Consider the following 19,813-nt stretch of genomic DNA (forward strand, 5'->3'; position numbering starts at 1 on the left):
CGGCGCCTGGTCCCGGCCGGGCGGCGCCCGGGGCCGGCCGGGACGGGGAACGGCTGCGCCGCGGCGGCCGTCGTTGCCGCAGCAGACGTCCCTCCCGCACCGGACGCCACTCCCGTGGCGGCGCCGTGACCCGTTCGGAGGCACTGCCCGCGCCCCGCGTTCAGCACGCCGCCTCCGGGGTAGACCGTGCCCACCATGGGCGGCTCCGGCCCGACCGGCGGGCGCGCACGTCACCTGGGGGAGGGAAACGCTGATGGGAACCCTGATGAGGGTGGAGGCCGCGACGGCCGTCGGCGCGTACGTGCAGCGGGAGCGGGACCGGCTCGTCTCGCGCGAGCCCCTCGTCCGCAGGGACCGGCCCGGCGCGGTGAAGGCCATGCGAACCGCCTCGCGCCGCCTGCGCAGCGTATGGCACACGCTGGACGCCGCCGAGGCGGGCCGCGAGCCCGAGTACCGCGAGCCCGACCACCCGGAGCCCGCCGCGGAACCCGGCGGCCTGTCGGGGGAGTTCACCTGGCTCAACGCGCACCTGGGCGTGGTCCGCCACCTCGACGAGACCGCCCACCGGGTGGCCTCGCACCCCGCGATGCGGGGCCGCCCGGCCCACTGGGCCGTCCGGCGCATCGAAGGGCTGCGCGGCCCGGCGCGATGCGAGCTGCTGCTCGTCCTCGACGGCCCCCGCTACGGCTCGCTCGTCGCCGCACTCGACGCGAAGGCCGACACCCCCGTGGCCGCCGACGCCGCCACCCGCCTGCACGGCTGGTTCTGCGCGGCCTGGCAGCCGCTGCTGGACGCCTTCGCCTCCGCCGCGGCCGTCGCGGACCCCGAGACCCGGGCGGACGAACTGCACGAGGTCCGCAAGGCCGCCAAACCGGTCCTGGACACCGGCCGCAGCGTCGCCCGCGCCTACCCGGACCTGCTGCGCCACCCCCTGCGCGGCCTCGGCGCCCTCCACGACCTGCTGGGCGAGCACCAGGACAGCACCGTGTGCCGCCGCACGGTCGAGGCCTGGCCGGCCGAGGCCCCCGACCGGGAAGTGCGCGACGCCCTGCGCGACCTGACGGACTGGGAACGGTCCGCGGCGGCCTCGGTCGAGGGCCGCCTCTCCGCACTGCACCGCGAGCTCTCCGCCCTGCGCCCCGGCGGCTGAGCCGCCCCCGGGGCGGACGCCACCGCACGGGTGCACCCCGCGGGGCCACCCGCGCGGTGCACCCGCGGGCCCACCGCGGGGCCACCGCAGAGCCATCGCGGGGCCGCACGTGACCGGGGGGCCACCTGTGCGGCCCGGATCCCGGGACGACACAATGACCAGTGTTGTTCTTTGGACCAGTACGGAGGAGCCGGCGCATGCCGAACGAACGAGCAGGGCAGCAGGCGGGCCCGGACGACCTGATCGACGTCGCACGGCTCGTCACCGCGTACTACGCCCTTCACCCGGACCCGGCGGACCCGGCCCAGCGCGTCGCCTTCGGCACGTCCGGCCACCGCGGGTCCTCCCTGGCGACCGCCTTCAACGAGGACCACATCGCCGCGACCAGCCAGGCGATCTGCGAGTACCGGGCCGGACAGGGCATCGACGGCCCGCTGTTCCTCGGCGCGGACACCCACGCGCTGTCCGAACCGGCCCGGGTGACCGCCCTGGAGGTCTTCGCCGCCAACGGCGTCACCGTCCTCGTCGACGCCGCCGACGGCTACACCCCCACCCCGGCCGTCTCGCACGCCATCCTCACCCACAACCGCGGCCGCTCCTCCGGCCTGGCCGACGGCGTGGTCGTCACCCCCTCGCACAATCCGCCCGCGGACGGCGGCTTCAAGTACAACCCGCCGTCCGGCGGACCGGCCGGCTCCGACGCCACCGGCTGGATCCAGGACCGCGCCAACGAGATCATCACCGGCGGCCTGAAGGAGGTCCGCCGGCTCCCGTACACCCGCGCCCGGGCCGCCGCGACCACCGGCACGTACGACTTCCTCGGCACCTACGTGCGCGACCTGCCCTCCGTCCTCGACCTGGACGCCGTACGCACCGCCGGCGTGCGCATCGGCGCCGACCCGCTCGGCGGCGCCTCCGTGGCGTACTGGCAGCGGATCGCCGAGGAGCACCGCCTCGACCTGACCGTGGTCAACCCGAGCACCGACCCCACCTGGCGGTTCATGACGCTGGACTGGGACGGCAAGATCCGCATGGACTGCTCCTCCCCGTACGCCATGGCCTCGCTGATCGAGGGCCGGGACCGGTTCCAGATCGCCACCGGCAACGACGCCGACGCCGACCGGCACGGCATCGTCACGCCCGACGGCGGACTGATGAACCCCAACCACTACCTCGCCACCGCGATCGACTACCTCTACCGCCACCGCGCCCAGTGGCCCCAGGGCGCCGCCGTCGGCAAGACCCTGGTCTCCTCCGGGATGATCGACCGGGTCGCCGCCGACCTCGGCCGCGAGCTCGTCGAGGTGCCCGTCGGCTTCAAGTGGTTCGTCGACGGCCTGTCCGCGGGCACGCTCGGCTTCGGCGGCGAGGAGTCCGCCGGCGCATCGTTCCTGCGCCGCGACGGCTCGGTGTGGACCACCGACAAGGACGGCATCATCCTCGCCCTCCTGGCATCGGAGATGCTCGCCGTCACCGGGCAGACTCCCAGCGAGCGGTACGCCGCCCTCACCGCCCGGTTCGGCGAGCCGGCCTACGCCCGCATCGACGCCCCCGCCGACCGCGAGCAGAAGGCGGTCCTCGGCCGGCTCTCGCCCGAGCAGGTCACGGCCGACACGCTGGCGGGGGAGCAGGTCACCTCCGTACTGACCCACGCCCCCGGCAACGGGGCCGCGATCGGCGGCATCAAGGTCACCACCGAGCACGCCTGGTTCGCGGCCCGCCCCTCCGGCACCGAGGACGTGTACAAGATCTACGCCGAGTCCTTCCTCGGCGCCGACCACCTGACCCGCGTCCAGCAGGAGGCCCAGTCGGTCGTGTCGGCCGCCCTGGCCGGCTGACGGGACGGCGACCCCGGCGACTTCGGCGGCTTCCGTACGAATCCGCCCGCGGCGCCCGGCCCGCTCAGTAAGGTGGCGGACCGGGCCACACCGAGTGCGCGGAGGGAGCAGCCATGCGGGGCGGAACGGTCGCGGTGGTCGGAGGGAGCATCGCGGGCTGTGCGTTCGCCTCGGCGGCGGCGCGCGCGGGCGCCGACGAGGTGCTCGTACTGGAACGCACCCGCGGCCGGCTCGCCGACCGCGGCGTCGGACTGTGCATCCACGACGAGCGGGCCGCCGAACTCACCGCGACCGGCGCCCTGCCCGCCGGGATCGCCGCGCACCCGCTGGCCCGGCGCACCTGGGTGGTCCGCGACGAGGCGGCGGGACCGGCCGGCCGGACGTTCTGGGAGCAGCCCTTCCCGTTCCACTCCTACCACTGGGGCCTGCTGTGGCGGGGCCTGCGCGAGGCGACGCCGGACTCGGTGGCCTACCGGCAGGGCGCGGCCGTGACGGAGGTGACGGGCGCGGACGGCGGCGAGGGCACTGGCGAGGGCGCTGCCGAGGTGCGGCTCGCGGACGGCGGCGTCGAACGGTACGACCTGGTCGTCGGCGCCGACGGCTACCGCTCGGTGGTGCGCGAGGCCCTCTCCCCGAAGTCCCGCCCGCAGTACGCCGGATATGTCTGCTGGCGCGGCAACTTCGACGCCGCCCGCCTCCCCGCGGCGGGCGCCGGGCACTGGTCCCCGGACGCGGTGACCACGGTGTGCTTCCCCGGCGGCAGCTGCGTCGTCTACCGCATCCCCGGCCCGGAGGGCCTCCGGGTCAACTGGGTCCTGTACGCCACGCCGCCGCAGGCCGGCCGGCTGCCGTACGACGACCCGACGAGCTTCCCGCCGGGCCGGGTCACCGACGAACTGCGGGCCCACCTCGGCGAGCTGCTGGAGCGGCAGTTCCCGCCCTACTGGGCCGGGGTGCTCCGTCTGACGGAGCCGCAGGACACCATCGTCCAGCCCCTGTACGACCTGGACGCCGAACGCATCGCCGCCGGGCGCCTGCTGCTCGCCGGAGACGCGGCCACCGTGGTCCGCCCGCACAACACCAGCGGCGCCGCCAAGGCCCTCCAGGACGCCAGCGCCTTCGAGACCGCCTGGCGGGACGCCGGCTCCTGGGCCGAGCTGACCTCCGCGTACCAGGCGGCGCGCGGCCCCGCGGGCCGGGACCTGGTCGCGCTGGCGCGCCGGCTGGGCCGCGCCCAGGTCGAGCAGACCCCGGCCTGGGCGTCGATGGACCACAGCGCGGCGCAGGCGTGGTGGACGGGCCAGCTGGCGGGGGTCGCCGACATCGGCGGCCAGGCCATGAACAGGCCGTAGCCCCGCCCGCCCCCGGCGGGGCGCGCGGGCAGAACCACTCGCACGACCGCGACCGGACACACCCGTCACCCGTTCCGGCCAACGCCGGCGCCACGGCGGTTGAAGCCCCGTCACAGGCCGTAGCGTGAGCGCCGTCATGGTGCGGCGACGGGCAGGGAGTGCGGGGATGAAGCAACGGCTGGGTGTCCTGGTGGCGGTCGGCGTCCTGGTCCTCGGGGCGGCGGGCGCGGGAAGCGCACAGGCCGCTCCCGAGGCGCGCGACTGCCCGGTGGCAGCGGAGCTGTTCGCGACGAACAACACGGCGTTCATCACGGACCCGGACGACGTACGGCTGAAGGACCGGCTGAGGGGCTTCGACCGCGAGGTCCGCACGATCATCCGCACCGACGGCGCGACTCCGCTCGGCTCGACCCTGCTGGACGGGGTGTTCTGGTCCGGCGACCTGCAGCAGACCACGTACGAGCGCTCCCGGAAGTTCGACGTCAACCGGGTCGGCGCGGACGGCCTGCACCAGCTCGCCGACACCGTCCGCAAGAGTTACGACCAGGAGGCGGTCCTGACCTTCCGCTGCCTGCCGCGCACCGCCCCGGAGACCGACGCGGTCGAGATCGAAGCCGCCGGCGTCTCCGCGGCCCGCCTGCGCGAGGCCTTGCTCGCCGATCCCGAGGCCCGGGAACGGCTCGGCGGCGGGTCGGTGACCCTCGACGGCCGCCTCGTCCTCGTGGCCCCGCTCACCGAACTGCCGCTGGCCCAGTGCTTCGTGACCCGGCTCGGCGTCGACTGGAACAGCGCCAAGGTGCGCTACGGCGACGAGGAGTTCGTCTCCTAGCTTGCGGCCCGCCGCAGGCTCACAAGGGGAAACTGCCCTCCGAGCGGGAGCAGCCGTACCTGCTCGCCATGTCGTACTCGTGGCCGACGATCACGGTGGTGCGGCAGACGGAGCAGACGGCGGGCGTCACCGGGTTCACCCGCAGGACGTAGGCGTACTCCAGGTCCAGCACGGCATCGACGGCCTTCCGGCCGTGCTCGGCGATGCCCTGCTCGACGAACTCGAAGGCCCCGTACTGCGCGCCGCACTCGCACGCGATGCGGTTGGAGTGGGCCGGCCCGATGTCCTTGATCCCCAGCTCCGAGGTGATCCGCTCCCGCTCCTCGCGGGACACCGGCTCCATGCCGCGGCTCTCGACCCGCTGGGGCGTCCAGTACCAGGCCTTGACCGCCGCGGCCTGGGCCCGGGAGAGGTAGAAGGTCACGGAGCGGCCGGCGCGCAGTGCGTCCTGTACCGCGGCGACGACCGTGCCGTCGTCCGCGGACATGACGACCTTGCCGTCGCGGACCAGGGCGTCGATGTCGGTGAACGAGGTGCTTTCCATGCCGCGATGCTCGCCCGCGCCCGTGCCCCGCGCCAGCTCGGAGGGGCGATCGGGGGGCCTTCCCGGCGGTCCGGCGGTCCCGTACGGGTGTCGGGGCGGGGCGGGTGCGGCCTACGCTGGAGACGGCGACCGCCTGCGGTGAGCGGCCCGGGCGGCCGCCCCGGTGGCTGCGGGCACGTACCCCTCCTTGTTCCCCGCGCCCGCGGCGCCGGTCCGGCCCCGGCCGCCCGCCGTCGGCTGCGGCTGTCGGTGCCCTGTGCCCGGCGGAGCCGGGTTTTCTGGGGCGCTGACCCAGACCCGCGCCTCAAACGCCGGCGAGGCTGAGAATCACGCCCCCCCGAGATGGCACAGTGGATGCCATGTGCGGCCGGTACGCCTCATCCCGCGCCCCCGAGGACCTGGCCGGCCTGTTCGAGGCCGGATGGGACCCACGGGAGGCCCTCGCGCCCAGCTGGAACGTCGCCCCCACCGACCCGGTCTGGGCCGTCCTGGAGCGCCCGGACCACGACACCGGGGCCATCGAACGGCGCCTGCGCCCCCTGCGGTGGGGGCTGGTCCCCTCCTGGTCCAAGGACGCCTCCGGCGGCGCCCGGATGATCAACGCCCGGGTGGAGACGGTCCACGAGAAGCCGGCCTACCGCCGGGCCTTCACCCGGCGGCGCTGTCTGCTGCCCGCCGACGGCTTCTACGAGTGGCAGGCCGTGCCCGCCACCGCCGGGGCGAAGGCCTACAAGCAGCCGTACTTCATCACGCCCGAGAACGCCGGGGTGATGGCCATGGCGGGGCTGTACGAGTTCTGGCGCGATCCGGCCGTGGCCGACGACGAGGACCCCGCTGCCTGGCTCGCCACCGCCACGATCATCACCACCGAAGCGGAGGACGCGGCCGGCCGGATCCACCCCCGGATGCCGCTTGCCCTGGACCCCGACGACTACGCGGCCTGGCTCGACCCCGCCCACCAGGACGTCCACGCCCTGCGCGCCCTGCTCCACACCCCGGCCGGCGGCCGCCTCGAAGTGCGCCCGGTGTCCACCGCGGTCAACAGCGTCCGCAACAACGGCCCCCACCTCCTCGACGCCGCCCCGCTCTGACGCGTACCCCGCCCCGGGCGCCTCTCACCCGCCCGCCGGCTCGCGCACCGACAGGGCGTGCGGGGCGCGCACCGGCGGCTCCGGCAGCCGCAGCGGTCGGGAGCCCGGCGTCAGCGACCCCAGGACGCGCGGCCCGCCGGCGCCCGTGCACCGCGGGGCGTTGCCCGGCAGCCCGTGGAGGGTGAGGTAGCCCAGGACGGCGAACGCGTACGCCTCCTTCGCCGCGGCCGGCAGCCCCAGCTCCTCCGAGGGGCGCACGGCCGTGGCCCACGCCAGCTCGTCGCGGAGCATCCCCATCAGCACCGGGTTGCGCACGCCGCCGCCCGACACGAACACCTCCGTGGCCCCCAACGGCCGCAGCGCGTCGGCCACCGTGCGGGCGGTCAGCCGGGTCAGGGTCGCGACGAGGTCCTGCGGGGCCGGAGTGCCGTCGCCGCAGTCGGCCAGGTGCTCGCGCAGGTAGCCCGCGTGGAACAGCTCCTTCCCGGTGGTCCGGGGCGCCGGCAGCCGGTAGTAGGGCTCCGCGAGCAGCCGCCGCAGCAGCGGCTCGTGGACCCGCCCCGCGGCGGCGATCGCACCGCCCTCGTCATACGCGAGCCGCCCGCCGGTCACCTCCCGGACCGCGGCGTCCATCAGCGCGTTCCCGGGCCCGGTGTCGAACGCCAGCGGCTCGCCGGCGGCGGGCAGCACCGTCAGGTTGGCGATCCCGCCGATGTTCAGGGCGGCGGGCACACCGGGCCGCCCGCGCAGCAGCATCAGGTCGACCAGGCTCACCAGCGGGGCGCCCTGTCCGCCCGCCGCGACGTCGCGCGGCCGGAACCCGGAGACGACGGGGCAGCCGCTGCCCTCGGCGATCCAGGCGGGCTCGCCCAGCTGGAGCGTGCCGTGCACCCGCCCGTCCTCGGCCCAGTGGAACACCGTTTGCCCGTGCGAGGCGACCAGCTCGGCCCGCCCGGCGCACAGCTCCCGGTCGGCGCGGGCCGCCGCCGCCGAGAAGGCCTGCCCGATCCGCGTGTCGAGGCGGCACACGTCGGCCAGGGTCGTCTGCGCGGGCGGCAGGGCCGCGGCGAGCGCCTCCCGTACGTCGGCTGGGTAAGGGGCGCTGACCATGCCCAGCGGGGTCAGGTGCAGCGTGCCGTCCGCCCCGGAGAGCTCCAGGTCGGCCGCCGCGGCGTCGACGGCGTCGTACGAGGTCCCCGACATCAGCCCGATCACCCTCATCGCAGCGGCTCCCGGTGGTCGTGGCCGCGCAGGGTCAGCAGCGCGAGCGTGCTCAGCGCGCAGGCGCCGGCGGCGTAGTAGGCGGGCACGGCGGTGTCTCCCGTCCGGGCGGTCAGCGTGGTGATGACGAGCCCCGCGCAGCCGGAGAACACCGCATTGGCCAGGGCGTACGCCACGCCCAGGCCGGTGCAGCGCACCGAGCGGGGGAACATCTCGGCGAGCATGGCCGGCCCGGGCCCGGCCAGCAGGCCGACCAGCGCGCCCGCGAGCAGCACCGCCCCCGCCTTGGCCCACAGCGAGGCGGACGCAGACTCCAGCAGGTGCAGCAGCGGTACGGCGAGCAGCACCACCGACAGGGCGCCGCCCAGCATCACGGGCCGCCGCCCGATCCGGTCGCTGAGCGCCCCGGCCGGCAGGATCGACGCCGCGAAGCCCAGGTTCGCCAGCGCCGTCGCGAGCAGCGCCTGCCGTACGGACGCCCCGAGCGCCGCCTGCAGATGCGCCGGCAGCACGACGAGGAAGGCGTACCCGGCCGCCGACCATCCCATGACCCGGCCGATGCCCAGCACCACCGCGCGCACGAGCTCCGCGGGACGCGGCGGCGGTACGGCCGCCGCTGCGCCGGATACGGTCTGCGGGGGCGCTTCCGGCTCCACCAGCCCCGTACGCAGCCAGAGCGCGACCGCGCCCAGCGGCAGGGCCAGCAGGAACGGCACCCGCCACCCCCACCCGTACAGGGCGTCCGCGGACAGCACCGTCGCGAGCGCCGCGGCGGTGGAGGCGCCGGTGAGCAGGCCGAGCGCAACGGTGAAGGACTGGAAGGCCCCCTGCCGGCCGCGCCGGCCCGCGGGTGCGGTCTCCGTCAAGACGGAGACCGCACCGCCGAACTCGCCGCCCGCGGAGAGCCCCTGGAGCACCCGCAGGACCGTCAGCAGCACGGGCGCGGCCGCGCCGATCGCGGCCCGGGTCGGCAGGAGCCCGATCGCCGTGGTGGCCAGCGTCATGACGGTGACGGAGGCGACGAGGGCGGGGCGCCGGCCGAGCCGGTCGCCGAGCCGCCCGAACAGCAGGGCCCCGGCCGGCCGGAAGAAGAAGGCGAGCGCGAAGGAGGCGTACGTCGCGACCAGCGCGGCGGCTCCGCCCGTCCCGGCCGCACCGGAGGCGAAGAAGTTCTCCGCCAGGACCGTGACCAGGCAGCCGTACACCCCGAACTCGTACCACTCGACGAGGTTGCCCACGCACGCGGCGAGCAGGGCCCGCCGGGAGCCGGCCGGCCGCCGCGCGCCCGCCGCCAGGGGTGCTCCGGACGCCTCGGAGGCTTCGGACGTTTCGAGAGGTCTCACCCGAGCTGCGTGCCCCCTCGGCGGCGCTGCGACGCCTGCCGGAGCCCGGGTTCAGCAGTTCGGCGGCGGCCGCCCGGGTCAGGCCGGTGCCTGCCAGACCGTGGTGACGTTGCAGAACTCGCGGATCCCGTGCCCCGACAGCTCGCGCCCGTAGCCCGAGCGCTTGACGCCTCCGAACGGCAGGGCGGGGTGCGAGGCGGTCATGCCGTTGATGTAGATGCCGCCCGCCTGCAGGTCGCGGACGAACCGCGCGATGTCCTCGTCGCTGCGCGTCCACACGTTCGAGCTGAGCCCGAACGGCGTGTGGTTGGCCCGCTCCACGGCCTCGTCGAGGTCCGCCACCCGGTACAGCGTGGCGACGGGCCCGAAGGTCTCCTCCAGGTCGATGCGCATGTCCCCGGTGATGCCGGCCAGCACGGTGGGCTCGTAGTACCAGCCCTGCTGCAGCTCCGGCGGGCGCCGCCCGCCGCACAGCACGTCCGCCCCGGCCCGTACCGCGTCGTCGACGAGCTCCTCCAGGTCGGCGCGGCCCTTCTCGGTGGCGAGCGGGCCCACGTCGGTGGACTCCAGCATCGGGTCGCCGATGCTGAGCGCCTTCATCCCGGCGGTGAACCGCTCCGCGAACGCGTCGTACACGTCGGCGTGCACGATGAACCGCTTGGCCGCGATGCAGGACTGCCCGTTGTTCTGCACACGCGCGGTGATCGCCGTCTTGGCGGCCTGCTCGATGTCGGCCGAGGGCATCACGATGTAGGGGTCGCTGCCGCCCAGTTCCAGGACCGTCTTCTTCACCTCGTCGCCCGCCGTCGAGGCGACCGCCCGCCCGGCCGGCTCGCTGCCCGTCAGCGTCGCCGCGGCGACCCGCTTGTCGCGCAGCACCGCCTCCACGGCGTCCGAACCGATCAGCAGGGTCTGGAAGCAGCCGTGCGGGAAACCCGCCCGCTCGAAGAGCTCGCCCAGGTAGACGGCCGTCTGGGGCACGTTCGAGGCGTGCTTGAGCAACCCGACGTTGCCCGCCATCAGGGCGGGCGCAGCGAACCGCACCACCTGCCACAGCGGGAAGTTCCACGGCATCACCGCGAGGACCACCCCGAGCGGCCGGTAGTGCGCCCGGACGGCCGCGGCCCCGCTGTCGCGGACGTCGGAGTCGGCGGGATGCTCGTCGGCGAGCAGCGCCGCGGCGCGGTCGGCGTACCAGCGCATGGCCTTCACGCATTTGGCGGCCTCGGCCCGGGCCGCACCGAGCGGCTTGCCCATCTCGAGGGTCATGGTCCGGGCGATGGCCTCGTTGTCGGCCTCCAGCAGGTCCGCGGCCCGCTTCAGCAGCGTCGCCCGCTCGGCGAAGCCCGTCGTGCGGTACGAGGCGAAGGCCCGGGCGGCGTCGGCGAGGCACCGCTCGATCTCGTCGGGCCCCAGCGCGTCGAAGGTGCGTACCGTCTCGCCCGTCGCGGGGTTGACCGTGGCAATCGGCATCGTCGGCTCCTCCTCGTCGACCGGACCGCCTCCTCGACCCTGCCCCCTGGGCCGGGCCCGCGCAACGCGACCCGCACCGCGGAGCCGCCGGGTCGCCGCGCCGCGCCGTCCGGCGCGCGGGGGCGGCGGGGGAGTATCGTCGCGGAGGGGACCGCAGAGGCCCGCAACGAAAACCGGAGTACCGCATGGCAGTGGATGCGTACGGGACGGACGGCAGCGGCGACGGGCCCGGACTGACCGCGACGCTGCGCCGGCGCGGCGACGTCGTCGTCGTGGTCGCGGCGGGGGAGCTGGACCACGACAGCCCGGAGCCGCTGCGCAGGGCGCTCGAGCAGGCCCTCGGCCAGGACGGCGCCGAACGGGTCGTCGTCGACTGCACCGGGCTGATGTTCTGCGACTCGACCGGTCTCAACATCCTGTTGAAGGGCCGGCTGGACGCCAAGGCGGCCGGCACCACCCTGGAGCTCGCCGGCCTGCGGCCGCCCGTGGCCCGCATGTTCGAGATCACCGGGGCGATGGGCCTCTTCACGGTGCACCCGGAGCTGCCGCAGGACCTGGCCTGACGCGCGGCCGGGAAGGTTTGATCGAATTCGACAACCCCTGCTTCGAACCGTTTGCCGCGCCCTAGCGTGTTCCTCCTGAGACCGGGGAGTGCACATGATGCCCCGGTCCGCTTCCGGGACGAGAAGGAGACACGGTCATGGGCGACACGACGCGCCGGCGCACGGTACTCGCGGCGGGCGCCGCCACACTGGCGGGCGCCGCCCTGAGCGGCTGCGGCGCCGACGGCGGTTCGGACGCCTCGGGCGCCTCGGGTGCGCAGAACGACGCACAGGGCGGTGCGCAGAACGGCGGCCAGGGCAACCCCTCGGGCACCACCGGCGGAGCGGCGGCGCCCGGCGGCGGCCAGGTCCTCGCACGCACCGCGGACATCCCGGTCGGCGGCGGCAAGGTGTTCAAGGACCAGAAGGTGGTGGTCACCCAGCCCGCGGCGGGCCAGTTCAAGGCCTTCTCGGCGACCTGTACCCACCAGGGCTGCCTGGTGGGCTCGGTGAAGGACGAGAACATCGTCTGCCCCTGCCACCAGAGCCTGTTCAAGATCTCCGACGGCTCGGTCGCGGGCGGCCCCGCCAGCCGGCCGCTCGCCCCGGCCAAGATCACCGTCCGAGGGGACAACATCACCCTCGGCTGAGGCGTGTCCGCAAAGCGGGTTGGTCGATAGCCCCCGTTCCCCGATCTGTACGGTAAACGGGGGCTATTCGTACACTCGCGGCGTGAACGAATCCATCGGCTACGCCAAGTATTCGCTCGACACACAAAACCGCACCGCCCAGCGCAGCATCCTTCTCGGCGTCGGCGTCGGCGTCGGCGTCGGTGTCGCCGAGGACCGCATCCACCCCGGCCGGGTGACGGTCTACCGCGTGTCGGAACGCGCCCAAGACATGAATGCGGGGGTGCGGTGAACTCCCCGGTCTGGCCGAAGCCGCTGCGGCAGGGTGATCCGCACGCAGTAGGCGAGTTTCGGCTGGAGGGGCGGCTGGGCGGTGGCGGGATGGGGCAGGTGTTCCTGGGGCGCTCTCCTGGCGGCCGCCCGGTCGCGGTCAAGCTGGTGCGGCCCGAGCTGGCCGGCGATCCCGGATTTCGACGCCGGTTTGCCATGGAGGTCGAGGCCGCCCGCCGGGTCGGCGGGTTCTACACCGCCCAGGTGGTCGAGGCTGACCCCGATGCCGACCCGCCGTGGCTGGTCACCGCCTATATACCCGGCCCGTCCCTGCACCAGGCCGTCGAGGCGCACGGCCCGCTGCCCGCGGAGGGGATCGCCGTGCTGGGAGCGGGACTGGCCGAGGGGCTCCGTGCGATCCATGCCTGCAACCTGGTGCACCGCGACCTCAAACCCTCCAACGTGATCCTGGCCGCCGACGGCCCCCGCGTCATCGACTTCGGCATCACCCGCACACTGGACGCCACATCCCCCACCCTCTCCCGCGCAGTGGTCGGCACCCCGTCGTTCATGTCCCCGGAGCAGGCACGCGGCCACAAGACAGGCCCACCCAGCGACGTGTTCTCCCTCGGACTCGTCCTGGCCTTCGCCGCCACCGGCCGTAGCCCGTTCGGCACTGGTTCGGCCGAAGCGATCGTCTACCGCATCGTCCACGACGTACCCGACCTGACCGGCCTGCCCGCCCACCTGGCGGATCTGGTGCACCGCTGCCTGGCCAAGAGCCCCGGGGACCGCCCCGAGGTGGCCGACATCATCAGGGAACTCACCAACTCCGCCCAGACGGCCGTCCCATGGCTCCCCGCGCCGGTCACGACGATGATCGCCGAACGCAAAGTGCAGCCCCTGCCGGCCCCGTTACCGCCGCCTCCTTCTGATCCCGGTCCCAGCGAGGGGAGGACGCCGGGAGGTCCCGGCAACGGCCGTCCCAACGAATCGTCCCCACAACGAAGGCGCTTCGGCCCCAACCCCGCATGGATCGGCGTCGCGTGCGTGGTCCTCGTCCTCGTCCTCGGCCTGCTCGCCGCCCTCGACTTCGCCGGCCTGCCCTCCTTCTCCCACCGGCAGGCCGCCGCCAGGTCAGGCTCCACCACCACTCTCAGCCCCACCCCCTCTCCCCCCCCGCGAGCCCCAGCCCGACACCCAGCCCCACACCCAGCCCCACGGCGACGCCCACGCCCAGCCCCACCCCGGACGCCGTCAGCCAGGCTTTCGCGGCGGTGCGGGAGGGCGACTGCTTCCACGTAGGAGACGGAGCCCCGGGTGACTTCACCCTCAGCCAGCCGAACGACACCTTCAAGCCGAACACGGTGCCCTGCGACGCGTGGAACGCGTACTACCGAGTCACCAAGGTGGTGCCCACCGGCACTGAGTGCCCAGGCCCTCCCAACGGAGGCAGTGCAGAATGGGTCCACCACGGCGGCTCCCCTGACATCACCCTGTGCATCGACCGCCAATTCCGTGTCGGCGACTGCGTGCTCGGCGACGGCAATGGCGGCAAGCTGGACACCATCCACTTGCTGGAAGGCTGGAACTGCGCCGACTCCCGCATCCCCTCCGGCCGCGACCACCTCGTGCAGATTTCCCGGATCCTCGGCCCCAACAAGCGCGACCAGTGCAACACGAGCTCGGTCCAAGCCCTCCACGGCACCGTGACGTTGTGCCTCAAGGTGCTCTGAGCTCCTTCGGTACCGTGCCCAAGGGCGGTCCCGCAAACTGGCTGTTCGGGGCCTGATGGCATGATCGGCACGTGATCGGTGAACCCCGCCCGTCTGGTGCCGTGAGGTACGTCCTGTTTGATGTCGATGGCACGTTGATCGATGCCCTGGACAATCAGCGCCTGGTCTGGCGAACGTGGGCAAAGCGATACGGGCTGGACCCTGATGAGGTCCATCGAGTGGCGCTGCGAACCCGGCCGATGGAGACCTTCGCGCAGATCGCTCCGGACCAGGATCCGCAAAAGTGCCTTGCCGCGTTGCACGAGTTGGAGGACGAGGACGTCCGCACCGGGGCCTATGCGGCTTTCGACGGTGCCTCGGAACTGCTCAACGCTTTGCAGCCCGGGACCTGGGCGCTGGTTACGTCCAACTATGAGCACCGAGTGCGTGGCCGTTTCGCACGGACGGACTTGCCGGTCCCAGAGGTCGTGGTGGACGCGGCCGCCGTGGAGGAAGGCAAGCCGTCGCCGGTGCCGTATCTGCAGGCAGCCGCACGGCTTGGTGCCCAGCCGAAGGACTGCCTGGTCATCGAGGACGCCCCCTCTGGGGTGCAGGCTGGGCTGCGTGCGGGGATGACGGTGTGGGGCGTCAACACCCCCGCAGCGGTGGACGGCGTGCATCGCCACTTCGGTACCTTGCGCGAAGCGGTCGGCGACATCCTCGCCTTCGCTTCGGGATCCCTCCCTGACCGGCTGGAGGGGGCAGCAGCAGTGGAGTGATCTCGCTGTGGCGAATGGCGCCGTACCGGCTGAGCCGTTCAGCGGCGACTGCACGACCTCTGTGGGACGAGCCTCAGTGCGCGCGGCGGCCGAGTACGGAGACGGCGGCGACGACCCGGTCCCAGAACAGGTCGGCGTCCAAGGTCGTCGCCACCCGCGCGTTCACCGGCCGGTCCGTGCGTCCGTGCAGGTCGACGACGGTCGCGCCGCGCGTGTAGCGGCCCTGGAGCTCCACGACCACATTGGCCTCCACGCAGCCCACGATCCCCGGGTCGATCACCCTGGCCACGGCCACGGGATCGTGCAGCGGCGGGTCCGGGAAGCCCCACAACTCGCGGTAGGTCGAGGCGAAGTACGTCAGCAGATCGGCACAGATCCGCCCGAGCTCGGTGCCCAGGCCGGTGAAGCGGGCCAGCACCTCGGCCGTGGCGAGCGCCTGGTGGGTGACGTTGAGCCCGCACATGGTCAGCGGGACACCGCTGCGGAAGACGATGTCCGCGGCCTCCGGATCGGCCTGGACGTTGAACTCGGCCGCCGGGGACCGGTTCCCGCGCTCCGTGGAGCCCCCCATGAGGACGATCTCGCGGATCAGGGCCGCGTCCTCGGGGTAACGGGTCAGCAGCAGCGCGATGTTGGTCAGCGGTGCGGTGGGCACGAGGGTGACCGGCTCCGGGTGGTCCCGCAGGATCCGGTGGATCAGGTCCACGGCGTGCTCGGGCGCCACGTCGACCGAGGGCTCGGGGAACCGCGGCCCGTCGAGCCCGGACACGCCGTGCACGTCGTCCGCCACGGCCAGCGGCTGGACGAGCGGCCGGTCGCAGCCCGCCGCGACCGGCACGCCGGTGATTCCGGCGACCGTGCAGACGCGGCGGGCGTTCAGGGTCGTCTTGGCGAGCGTCTGGTTGCCGGCGACCGTGGTGATCGCGAGGAGATCCACGGCCGGATCACCCGCCGCCAACATGATCGCGAGGGCGTCGTCGTGCCCCGGGTCGCAGTCGATGACGATCGGTACGGGCGGCGCGGGCGGTACGGGCACGAACACTCCTCGGTCTGCGGAGCCGGTACCGCTCAGTGTGCCGCCGCGCGACGCAGGGGGCCAGAACGCCGCGGTAGGGGCGTTTCAGGTCGGTACGAGGGTCCAGGTGTCCGGTGGGTCGGCGCTGTCGGGCCGTTCGTTCAGGCCCGAGCCGATCCGGCCGAGGAGCTCCCGGACCCAGGAGGCGTCCTCGGGCGAGGCGTGCCGCAGCCGCAGCGCCCGGGCCTGGAACACCGTGATCCGCAGGCCGCGCAGCCGCCCGGAGTCCGGGTCCACCGAGACCAGGTACAGCAGGCGCAGGTCGTCGCGGTAGCGCTCGTAGCCGCTGATGCCCTCGTAGTCGTCGATGAAGTCCCCGCAGCCGTACAGGATCAGCCTGCCCCGGTACAGCTCCAGCGGCCGCGGGTGGTGCGAGGAATGGCCGTGCACGATGTCCACACCGGCGTCGACCAGGGCACGGCCGAAGGCGACCCGGTCGCCCGGGACCTCGTACCCCCAGTTGGAACCCCAGTGGACGGAGGCCACCGCGATGTCGCCGGGCCGCTTCTCCTCCCGTACCCGTGCCGCGACCCCGCGGGCGGCGGCCCCGGCCGGGTCGCCGACGTATGCCACGCCCGCGCGGTCGGGGGTCGCGGCCCAGTCGGGCGGGACCCCGCTGCACGGCATTCCGAAGGAGTAGACCAGCAGCCGGCCGCCGCCCGCCAGGGGCACGGCGGCCGGCCGGGCCGCCGCCTCGGCGTGCTGCCCCGCCCCGGCCGTCACCAGGCCCGCCCGCGCCAGCGTACGAAGCGTTTCGCGCAGCCCGCGCCGGCCGAAGTCCAGGACGTGGTTGTTGGCCAGCACGCAGACGTCGGGGCGGACGGCCGCCAGACAGGGCAGGTTCTCGGGGTTCATGCGGTAGTGCACCGCCTTGCCGGGGGCGAAATCGCCGCTGCGCGTCACGCTGGTCTCCAGGTTGACCACCCGCGCGTCGGGCGCGGCCTCATCGAGCGCCGCGAGGGCGTCCCCCCACGGCCAGTCGAAGCCCACGGGCAGGGGCGGCAGCACGCCGCCCGCCGCCTCCGCCAGCTCCACGTAGTCGCGGGCGTCCTTGACGTACCCCTCCCGCAGCTCCGGATCGCCCGGATGCGGCAGGATCTGGTCGACGCCGCGCCCCAGCATGACGTCACCGCACAGGAAGACCGCGACGGCACTGCCGGCCATGCCCCCAGCCTAGGCCGCCGACCCGCAGGGCGCGGGCGAGGGGCTCGAAGGTCCCGGCGCCGTGCCACGCGCCGGGGACCGGTACGTACGTCGTCAGCGCGGGTCTCCTCCGGTGGCCGGGCGGTGTGCTGCGGTGGTCAGGACGATCTTGCCGCTGGTGCGGCCGGACTGGGAGAGCTCGTCCGCCCTGCCCGCCTGCGCGAGCGGCAGCACCTCCGCGATGTGCGGGCGCAGCGCACCGCGTTCGGCGAGGTCGGCGAGGGCCCGCATGCCCGCGTGGTCGGCCTCCACGGCCAGGAACACGGCCCGGACGCCGTGCCGGGCGGCCTCGTCGGCGAGCGCGGCCTCGGCCGGGGAGGCGAGCGAGACCACGAGCCCGCCGGGGCGCAGGGTCCGCAGCGAGCGCGGCCCGTACGCGCCACCGATGGTGTCGAGGACCACGTCCACGCCGGTCACGGTCTCGGCGAAGTCGGCCGTGCGGTAGTCGACGACCTCGTCCGCGCCGAGCGAACGGACGAAGCCGTGCTTGGCGGCGCTGGCGGTGCCGATCACGTACGCGCCGCGGGCCTTGGCGATCTGGACGGCGAGGTGGCCGACGCCGCCGGCCGCCGCGTGCACCAGCACCCGCTGCCCGGGCTGCACGTCCGCGGTGTCGACCAGGGCCTGCCACGCCGTCAGACCGGCCAGCGGCAGGGCGGCGGCCGCGACCTACCGGCAGACCTTCCGCGCCAAGGCGGCCGCGGCGCCCTGAACGGGGGACCGGCGTCAGGACGAACGCGCCCGCAGAGCGGCCCGGGAGCACCCTGGAGGTATGAGCCGGGCCAACGAAGAGGTGGAGGCGCTGCTCCGGGAGTACGCCGAACTGATCGCCATCAGCGGCGCGGACGCCTTCAAAGCACGCGCGTACGAGAAGGCCGCCCGCGCCATCGGCGGCCACCCTGTCGACATCGCCCGGCTCGACGCCAAGGGCCTGCGGGAGATCCCGAACGTCGGCAAGTCCATCGCGGACAAGGTCGTGGAGTACCTGCGGACCGGGCACGTCCCCGACATCGACGCCTCCCGGTCCGCCGTCCCGGCCGGAGTGCGCGAACTCACCCGCATCCCCGGCCTCGGCCCCCGCAAGGCCCTCGTGCTCCACCGGGAGCTCGGCATCTCCTCCGTACCGGAGCTGGAGGCCGCGATCGACCAGGAGCGGCTGCGCGACCTGAAGGGCTTCGGCGAGCGCACCGAACAGGCCATCCTCCACGGCATCGCCCTGCTCCGGCAGTCCGGCGACCGGATCCTCCTCGACGCCGCCATGGAGCTCGCCGAGGAGATCGTCGGCGAGATGGAGCGGATCCCCGGATGCGTGCGGTGCACGTACGCCGGCTCGCTGCGCCGCATGCGCGAGACCATCGGGGACATCGACATCCTGGTCGCGGCCGACGGCTCGGCGCCGTTCATGACGGCCCTCACCCGCCTCGCGCACACCGCCGAGGTCATCGCGCACGGGGCCAAGAAGACCTCCGTCCGCACGGCCTCCGGCCTCCAGGTCGATCTGCGGGTGCTGCCGCCCGCCTCCTGGGGCGCGGGACTGCAGTACTTCACCGGCTCCAAGGCCCACAACATCCGCACCCGGGAGCTGGCCGTCCGCCACGGCCTGAAGCTGTCCGAGTACGGGCTCTTCGACGCCGAGAGCGGCGACAGCCTCGCCTCCGAGACGGAGGAGGAGGTCTACGCCCGGCTCGGCCTGCCCTGGATCCCGCCGACCCTGCGCGAGGACCGCGGGGAGATCGCGGCCGGCCTGCGCGACGAGCTGCCCGAGCTGCTGACCGAGCGCGACATCAGGGGCGACCTGCACACCCACACCGACCTCACCGACGGGCTCGCCTCGCTGGAGGACATGGTGGCCGCCGCTGCCGCCCGCGGGTACGCGTACTACGCGGTGACCGACCACGCCCCCGACCTGTCCATGCAGCGCATGACCAAGGAGAAGATCCTCGCGCAGCGCGCGCAGGTCCGCGCCCTGGACCGCACCGTGCGCGGGATGCGGCTGCTGCACGGCACCGAGCTCAACATCGGCCCGGACGGGGGCCTGGACTGGCCGGACGACTTCCTCGCGGACTTCGACCTGTGCGTGGCCTCGGTGCACTCCCACTTCGGCCAGAGCCGGCAGGCCATGACCGCGCGGATCCTGCGGGCCTGCGAGAACCCGTACGTCGCCGTCATCGGCCACCCCACCACCCGGCGCATCGGCAAGCGGCCGGGGGTGGACGCCGACTTCGACGCCGTCTTCGAAGCCTGCGCGCGCACCGGCACCGCCCTGGAGATCAACGCGCATCCGGAGCGGCTGGACCTGTGCGACGAGGACGTCCTGCGGGCGAAGCGGTACGGGGTGAAGTTCGCGGTGGACTCCGACGCCCACGCCACCGTGCACCTGCCGTACCTCCGGTACGGGGTGGGCACCGCGCAGCGCGGCTGGTTGACGAAGGACGACGTCGTCAACGCCTGGCCGTGGACCCGCCTCCAGCGCTTCCTGCAAGCAAAGCGCACCTGACCCCGGCCCGGTGGCCGAACCCGCCCGCGGGGCCTGGGCGTGTCGGTGCGGCCCACGCCGCCTCTTCGGCCCCGTAGCCGGGGCCTGGGCGTGTCGGTGCGGCCCACGCCGCCTCGTCGGCCGCGGGAGCCAGTACGGTCGTACGCCGGTAGAGACCCGCGGCCTGAGCGTGCTCAGCGGTTGCGACGGCTGTCGCACGCCCATGGCGAACCATCGTCGGCCACCGCCATCGCAGCCGGGGTCCGGCAGATCCAGCCTCGCC

General features: G+C 74.1%; 18 protein-coding genes and 1 pseudogene. 12 read left to right on the forward strand and 7 right to left on the reverse strand.

All coding sequences use genetic code 11. The annotated features are described in order from the left end of the window. Positions 1–253 precede the first annotated feature (253 nt). The 4 genes from AB0F11_RS33700 to AB0F11_RS33715 all read left to right on the forward strand — a co-directional run bounded on the left by AB0F11_RS33700 (position 254) and on the right by AB0F11_RS33715 (position 5,169). Entirely contained in the window at positions 254–1,150 is an 897-nt protein-coding gene (locus AB0F11_RS33700; protein WP_362182192.1) for a CHAD domain-containing protein, read from the forward strand. 197 nt (positions 1,151–1,347) lie between these two features. Continuing rightward, entirely contained in the window at positions 1,348–2,988 is a 1,641-nt protein-coding gene (gene pgm / locus AB0F11_RS33705; protein WP_362182195.1) for a phosphoglucomutase (alpha-D-glucose-1,6-bisphosphate-dependent), read from the forward strand. Positions 2,989–3,101: 113 nt separating this feature from the next. Continuing rightward, entirely contained in the window at positions 3,102–4,340 is a 1,239-nt protein-coding gene (locus AB0F11_RS33710; protein WP_362182198.1) for an FAD-dependent monooxygenase, read from the forward strand. A gap of 166 nt (positions 4,341–4,506) precedes the next feature. Then, positions 4,507–5,169, forward strand: coding sequence for a hypothetical protein (locus tag AB0F11_RS33715; protein ID WP_362182200.1), 663 nt, complete (start codon positions 4,507–4,509; stop codon positions 5,167–5,169). A 19-nt stretch (positions 5,170–5,188) separates the two neighbouring features. Here the strand turns inward: AB0F11_RS33715 and AB0F11_RS33720 are convergent, their stop codons facing one another. Beyond that, positions 5,189–5,713, reverse strand: coding sequence for a hypothetical protein (locus AB0F11_RS33720; RefSeq protein ID WP_362182203.1), 525 nt, complete (start codon positions 5,711–5,713; stop codon positions 5,189–5,191). Positions 5,714–6,072: 359 nt separating this feature from the next. Between AB0F11_RS33720 and AB0F11_RS33725 the strand changes: the two genes are divergently transcribed. Beyond that, a complete protein-coding gene (locus tag AB0F11_RS33725) occupies positions 6,073–6,804 on the forward strand; it encodes an SOS response-associated peptidase (protein WP_362182206.1) in 732 nt (243 codons plus the stop codon). Between the two features lie 24 nt (positions 6,805–6,828). Here AB0F11_RS33725 and AB0F11_RS33730 read toward each other — a convergent pair whose 3' ends face one another. From AB0F11_RS33730 to AB0F11_RS33740, 3 genes are all read right to left on the reverse strand, one after another. After that, the gene (locus AB0F11_RS33730) at positions 6,829–8,025 is read right to left on the reverse strand and encodes an anhydro-N-acetylmuramic acid kinase (RefSeq protein WP_362182209.1); all 1,197 of its coding nucleotides are present in this window, start codon (positions 8,023–8,025) and stop codon (positions 6,829–6,831) included. Further along, on the reverse strand, positions 8,022–9,320 hold the full coding sequence (locus AB0F11_RS33735) for an MFS transporter (protein WP_362182240.1): 1,299 nt from the start codon (positions 9,318–9,320) through the stop codon (positions 8,022–8,024). The genes AB0F11_RS33730 and AB0F11_RS33735 overlap by 4 nt, the downstream gene beginning before the upstream one ends. 126 nt (positions 9,321–9,446) lie before the next feature. Further along, a complete protein-coding gene (locus AB0F11_RS33740) occupies positions 9,447–10,841 on the reverse strand; it encodes an NADP-dependent succinic semialdehyde dehydrogenase (protein ID WP_362182212.1) in 1,395 nt (464 codons plus the stop codon). A 185-nt stretch (positions 10,842–11,026) separates the two neighbouring features. Here AB0F11_RS33740 and AB0F11_RS33745 point away from each other — a divergent pair, with 185 nt between their 5' ends. The 6 genes from AB0F11_RS33745 (at position 11,027) to AB0F11_RS33770 (ending at position 14,776) form a co-directional block, all read left to right on the forward strand. Then, positions 11,027–11,404 (forward strand): STAS domain-containing protein, encoded by a 378-nt coding sequence (locus AB0F11_RS33745; protein ID WP_362182215.1) that lies wholly within the window; start codon positions 11,027–11,029, stop codon positions 11,402–11,404. Positions 11,405–11,541: 137 nt separating this feature from the next. Further along, positions 11,542–12,033, forward strand: coding sequence for a Rieske (2Fe-2S) protein (locus AB0F11_RS33750; RefSeq protein ID WP_362182218.1), 492 nt, complete (start codon positions 11,542–11,544; stop codon positions 12,031–12,033). Positions 12,034–12,115: 82 nt separating this feature from the next. Beyond that, a complete protein-coding gene (locus AB0F11_RS33755) occupies positions 12,116–12,304 on the forward strand; it encodes a hypothetical protein (protein ID WP_362182221.1) in 189 nt (62 codons plus the stop codon). Next, entirely contained in the window at positions 12,301–13,587 is a 1,287-nt protein-coding gene (locus tag AB0F11_RS33760) for a serine/threonine-protein kinase (protein WP_362182223.1), read from the forward strand. Before AB0F11_RS33755 ends, AB0F11_RS33760 begins: the two co-directional genes overlap by 4 nt. Next, positions 13,560–14,018 carry a hypothetical protein gene (locus AB0F11_RS33765; protein ID WP_362182226.1) on the forward strand — a complete coding sequence of 153 codons (459 nt, stop codon included), beginning with the start codon at positions 13,560–13,562 and terminating at the stop codon, positions 14,016–14,018. Before AB0F11_RS33760 ends, AB0F11_RS33765 begins: the two co-directional genes overlap by 28 nt. A gap of 71 nt (positions 14,019–14,089) precedes the next feature. Then, positions 14,090–14,776 carry an HAD-IA family hydrolase gene (locus tag AB0F11_RS33770; RefSeq protein WP_362182228.1) on the forward strand — a complete coding sequence of 229 codons (687 nt, stop codon included), beginning with the start codon at positions 14,090–14,092 and terminating at the stop codon, positions 14,774–14,776. 73 nt (positions 14,777–14,849) lie between these two features. On the opposite strand, the gene AB0F11_RS33775 is transcribed toward AB0F11_RS33770, so the two are convergent. The 3 genes and pseudogenes from AB0F11_RS33775 to AB0F11_RS33785 form a co-directional block, all read right to left on the reverse strand. Beyond that, positions 14,850–15,812 carry a nucleoside hydrolase gene (locus tag AB0F11_RS33775; RefSeq protein WP_362182231.1) on the reverse strand — a complete coding sequence of 321 codons (963 nt, stop codon included), beginning with the start codon at positions 15,810–15,812 and terminating at the stop codon, positions 14,850–14,852. 84 nt (positions 15,813–15,896) lie between these two features. Continuing rightward, positions 15,897–17,015 (reverse strand): CapA family protein, encoded by a 1,119-nt coding sequence (locus AB0F11_RS33780; RefSeq protein ID WP_362182234.1) that lies wholly within the window; start codon positions 17,013–17,015, stop codon positions 15,897–15,899. A gap of 93 nt (positions 17,016–17,108) precedes the next feature. Then, positions 17,109–17,711 (reverse strand): annotated as a pseudogene (locus AB0F11_RS33785) (NADP-dependent oxidoreductase); the annotation flags it as partial. A gap of 115 nt (positions 17,712–17,826) precedes the next feature. Here AB0F11_RS33785 and polX point away from each other — a divergent pair. After that, the gene (polX, locus tag AB0F11_RS33790; RefSeq protein ID WP_362182237.1) at positions 17,827–19,551 is read left to right on the forward strand and encodes a DNA polymerase/3'-5' exonuclease PolX; all 1,725 of its coding nucleotides are present in this window, start codon (positions 17,827–17,829) and stop codon (positions 19,549–19,551) included. The last annotated feature ends 262 nt before the right edge of the window (positions 19,552–19,813 follow it).

Origin of the sequence: Streptomyces sp. NPDC032472 (assembly GCF_040636955.1) — a bacterium.
In the GTDB taxonomy this organism is placed as follows: domain Bacteria; phylum Actinomycetota; class Actinomycetes; order Streptomycetales; family Streptomycetaceae; genus Streptomyces.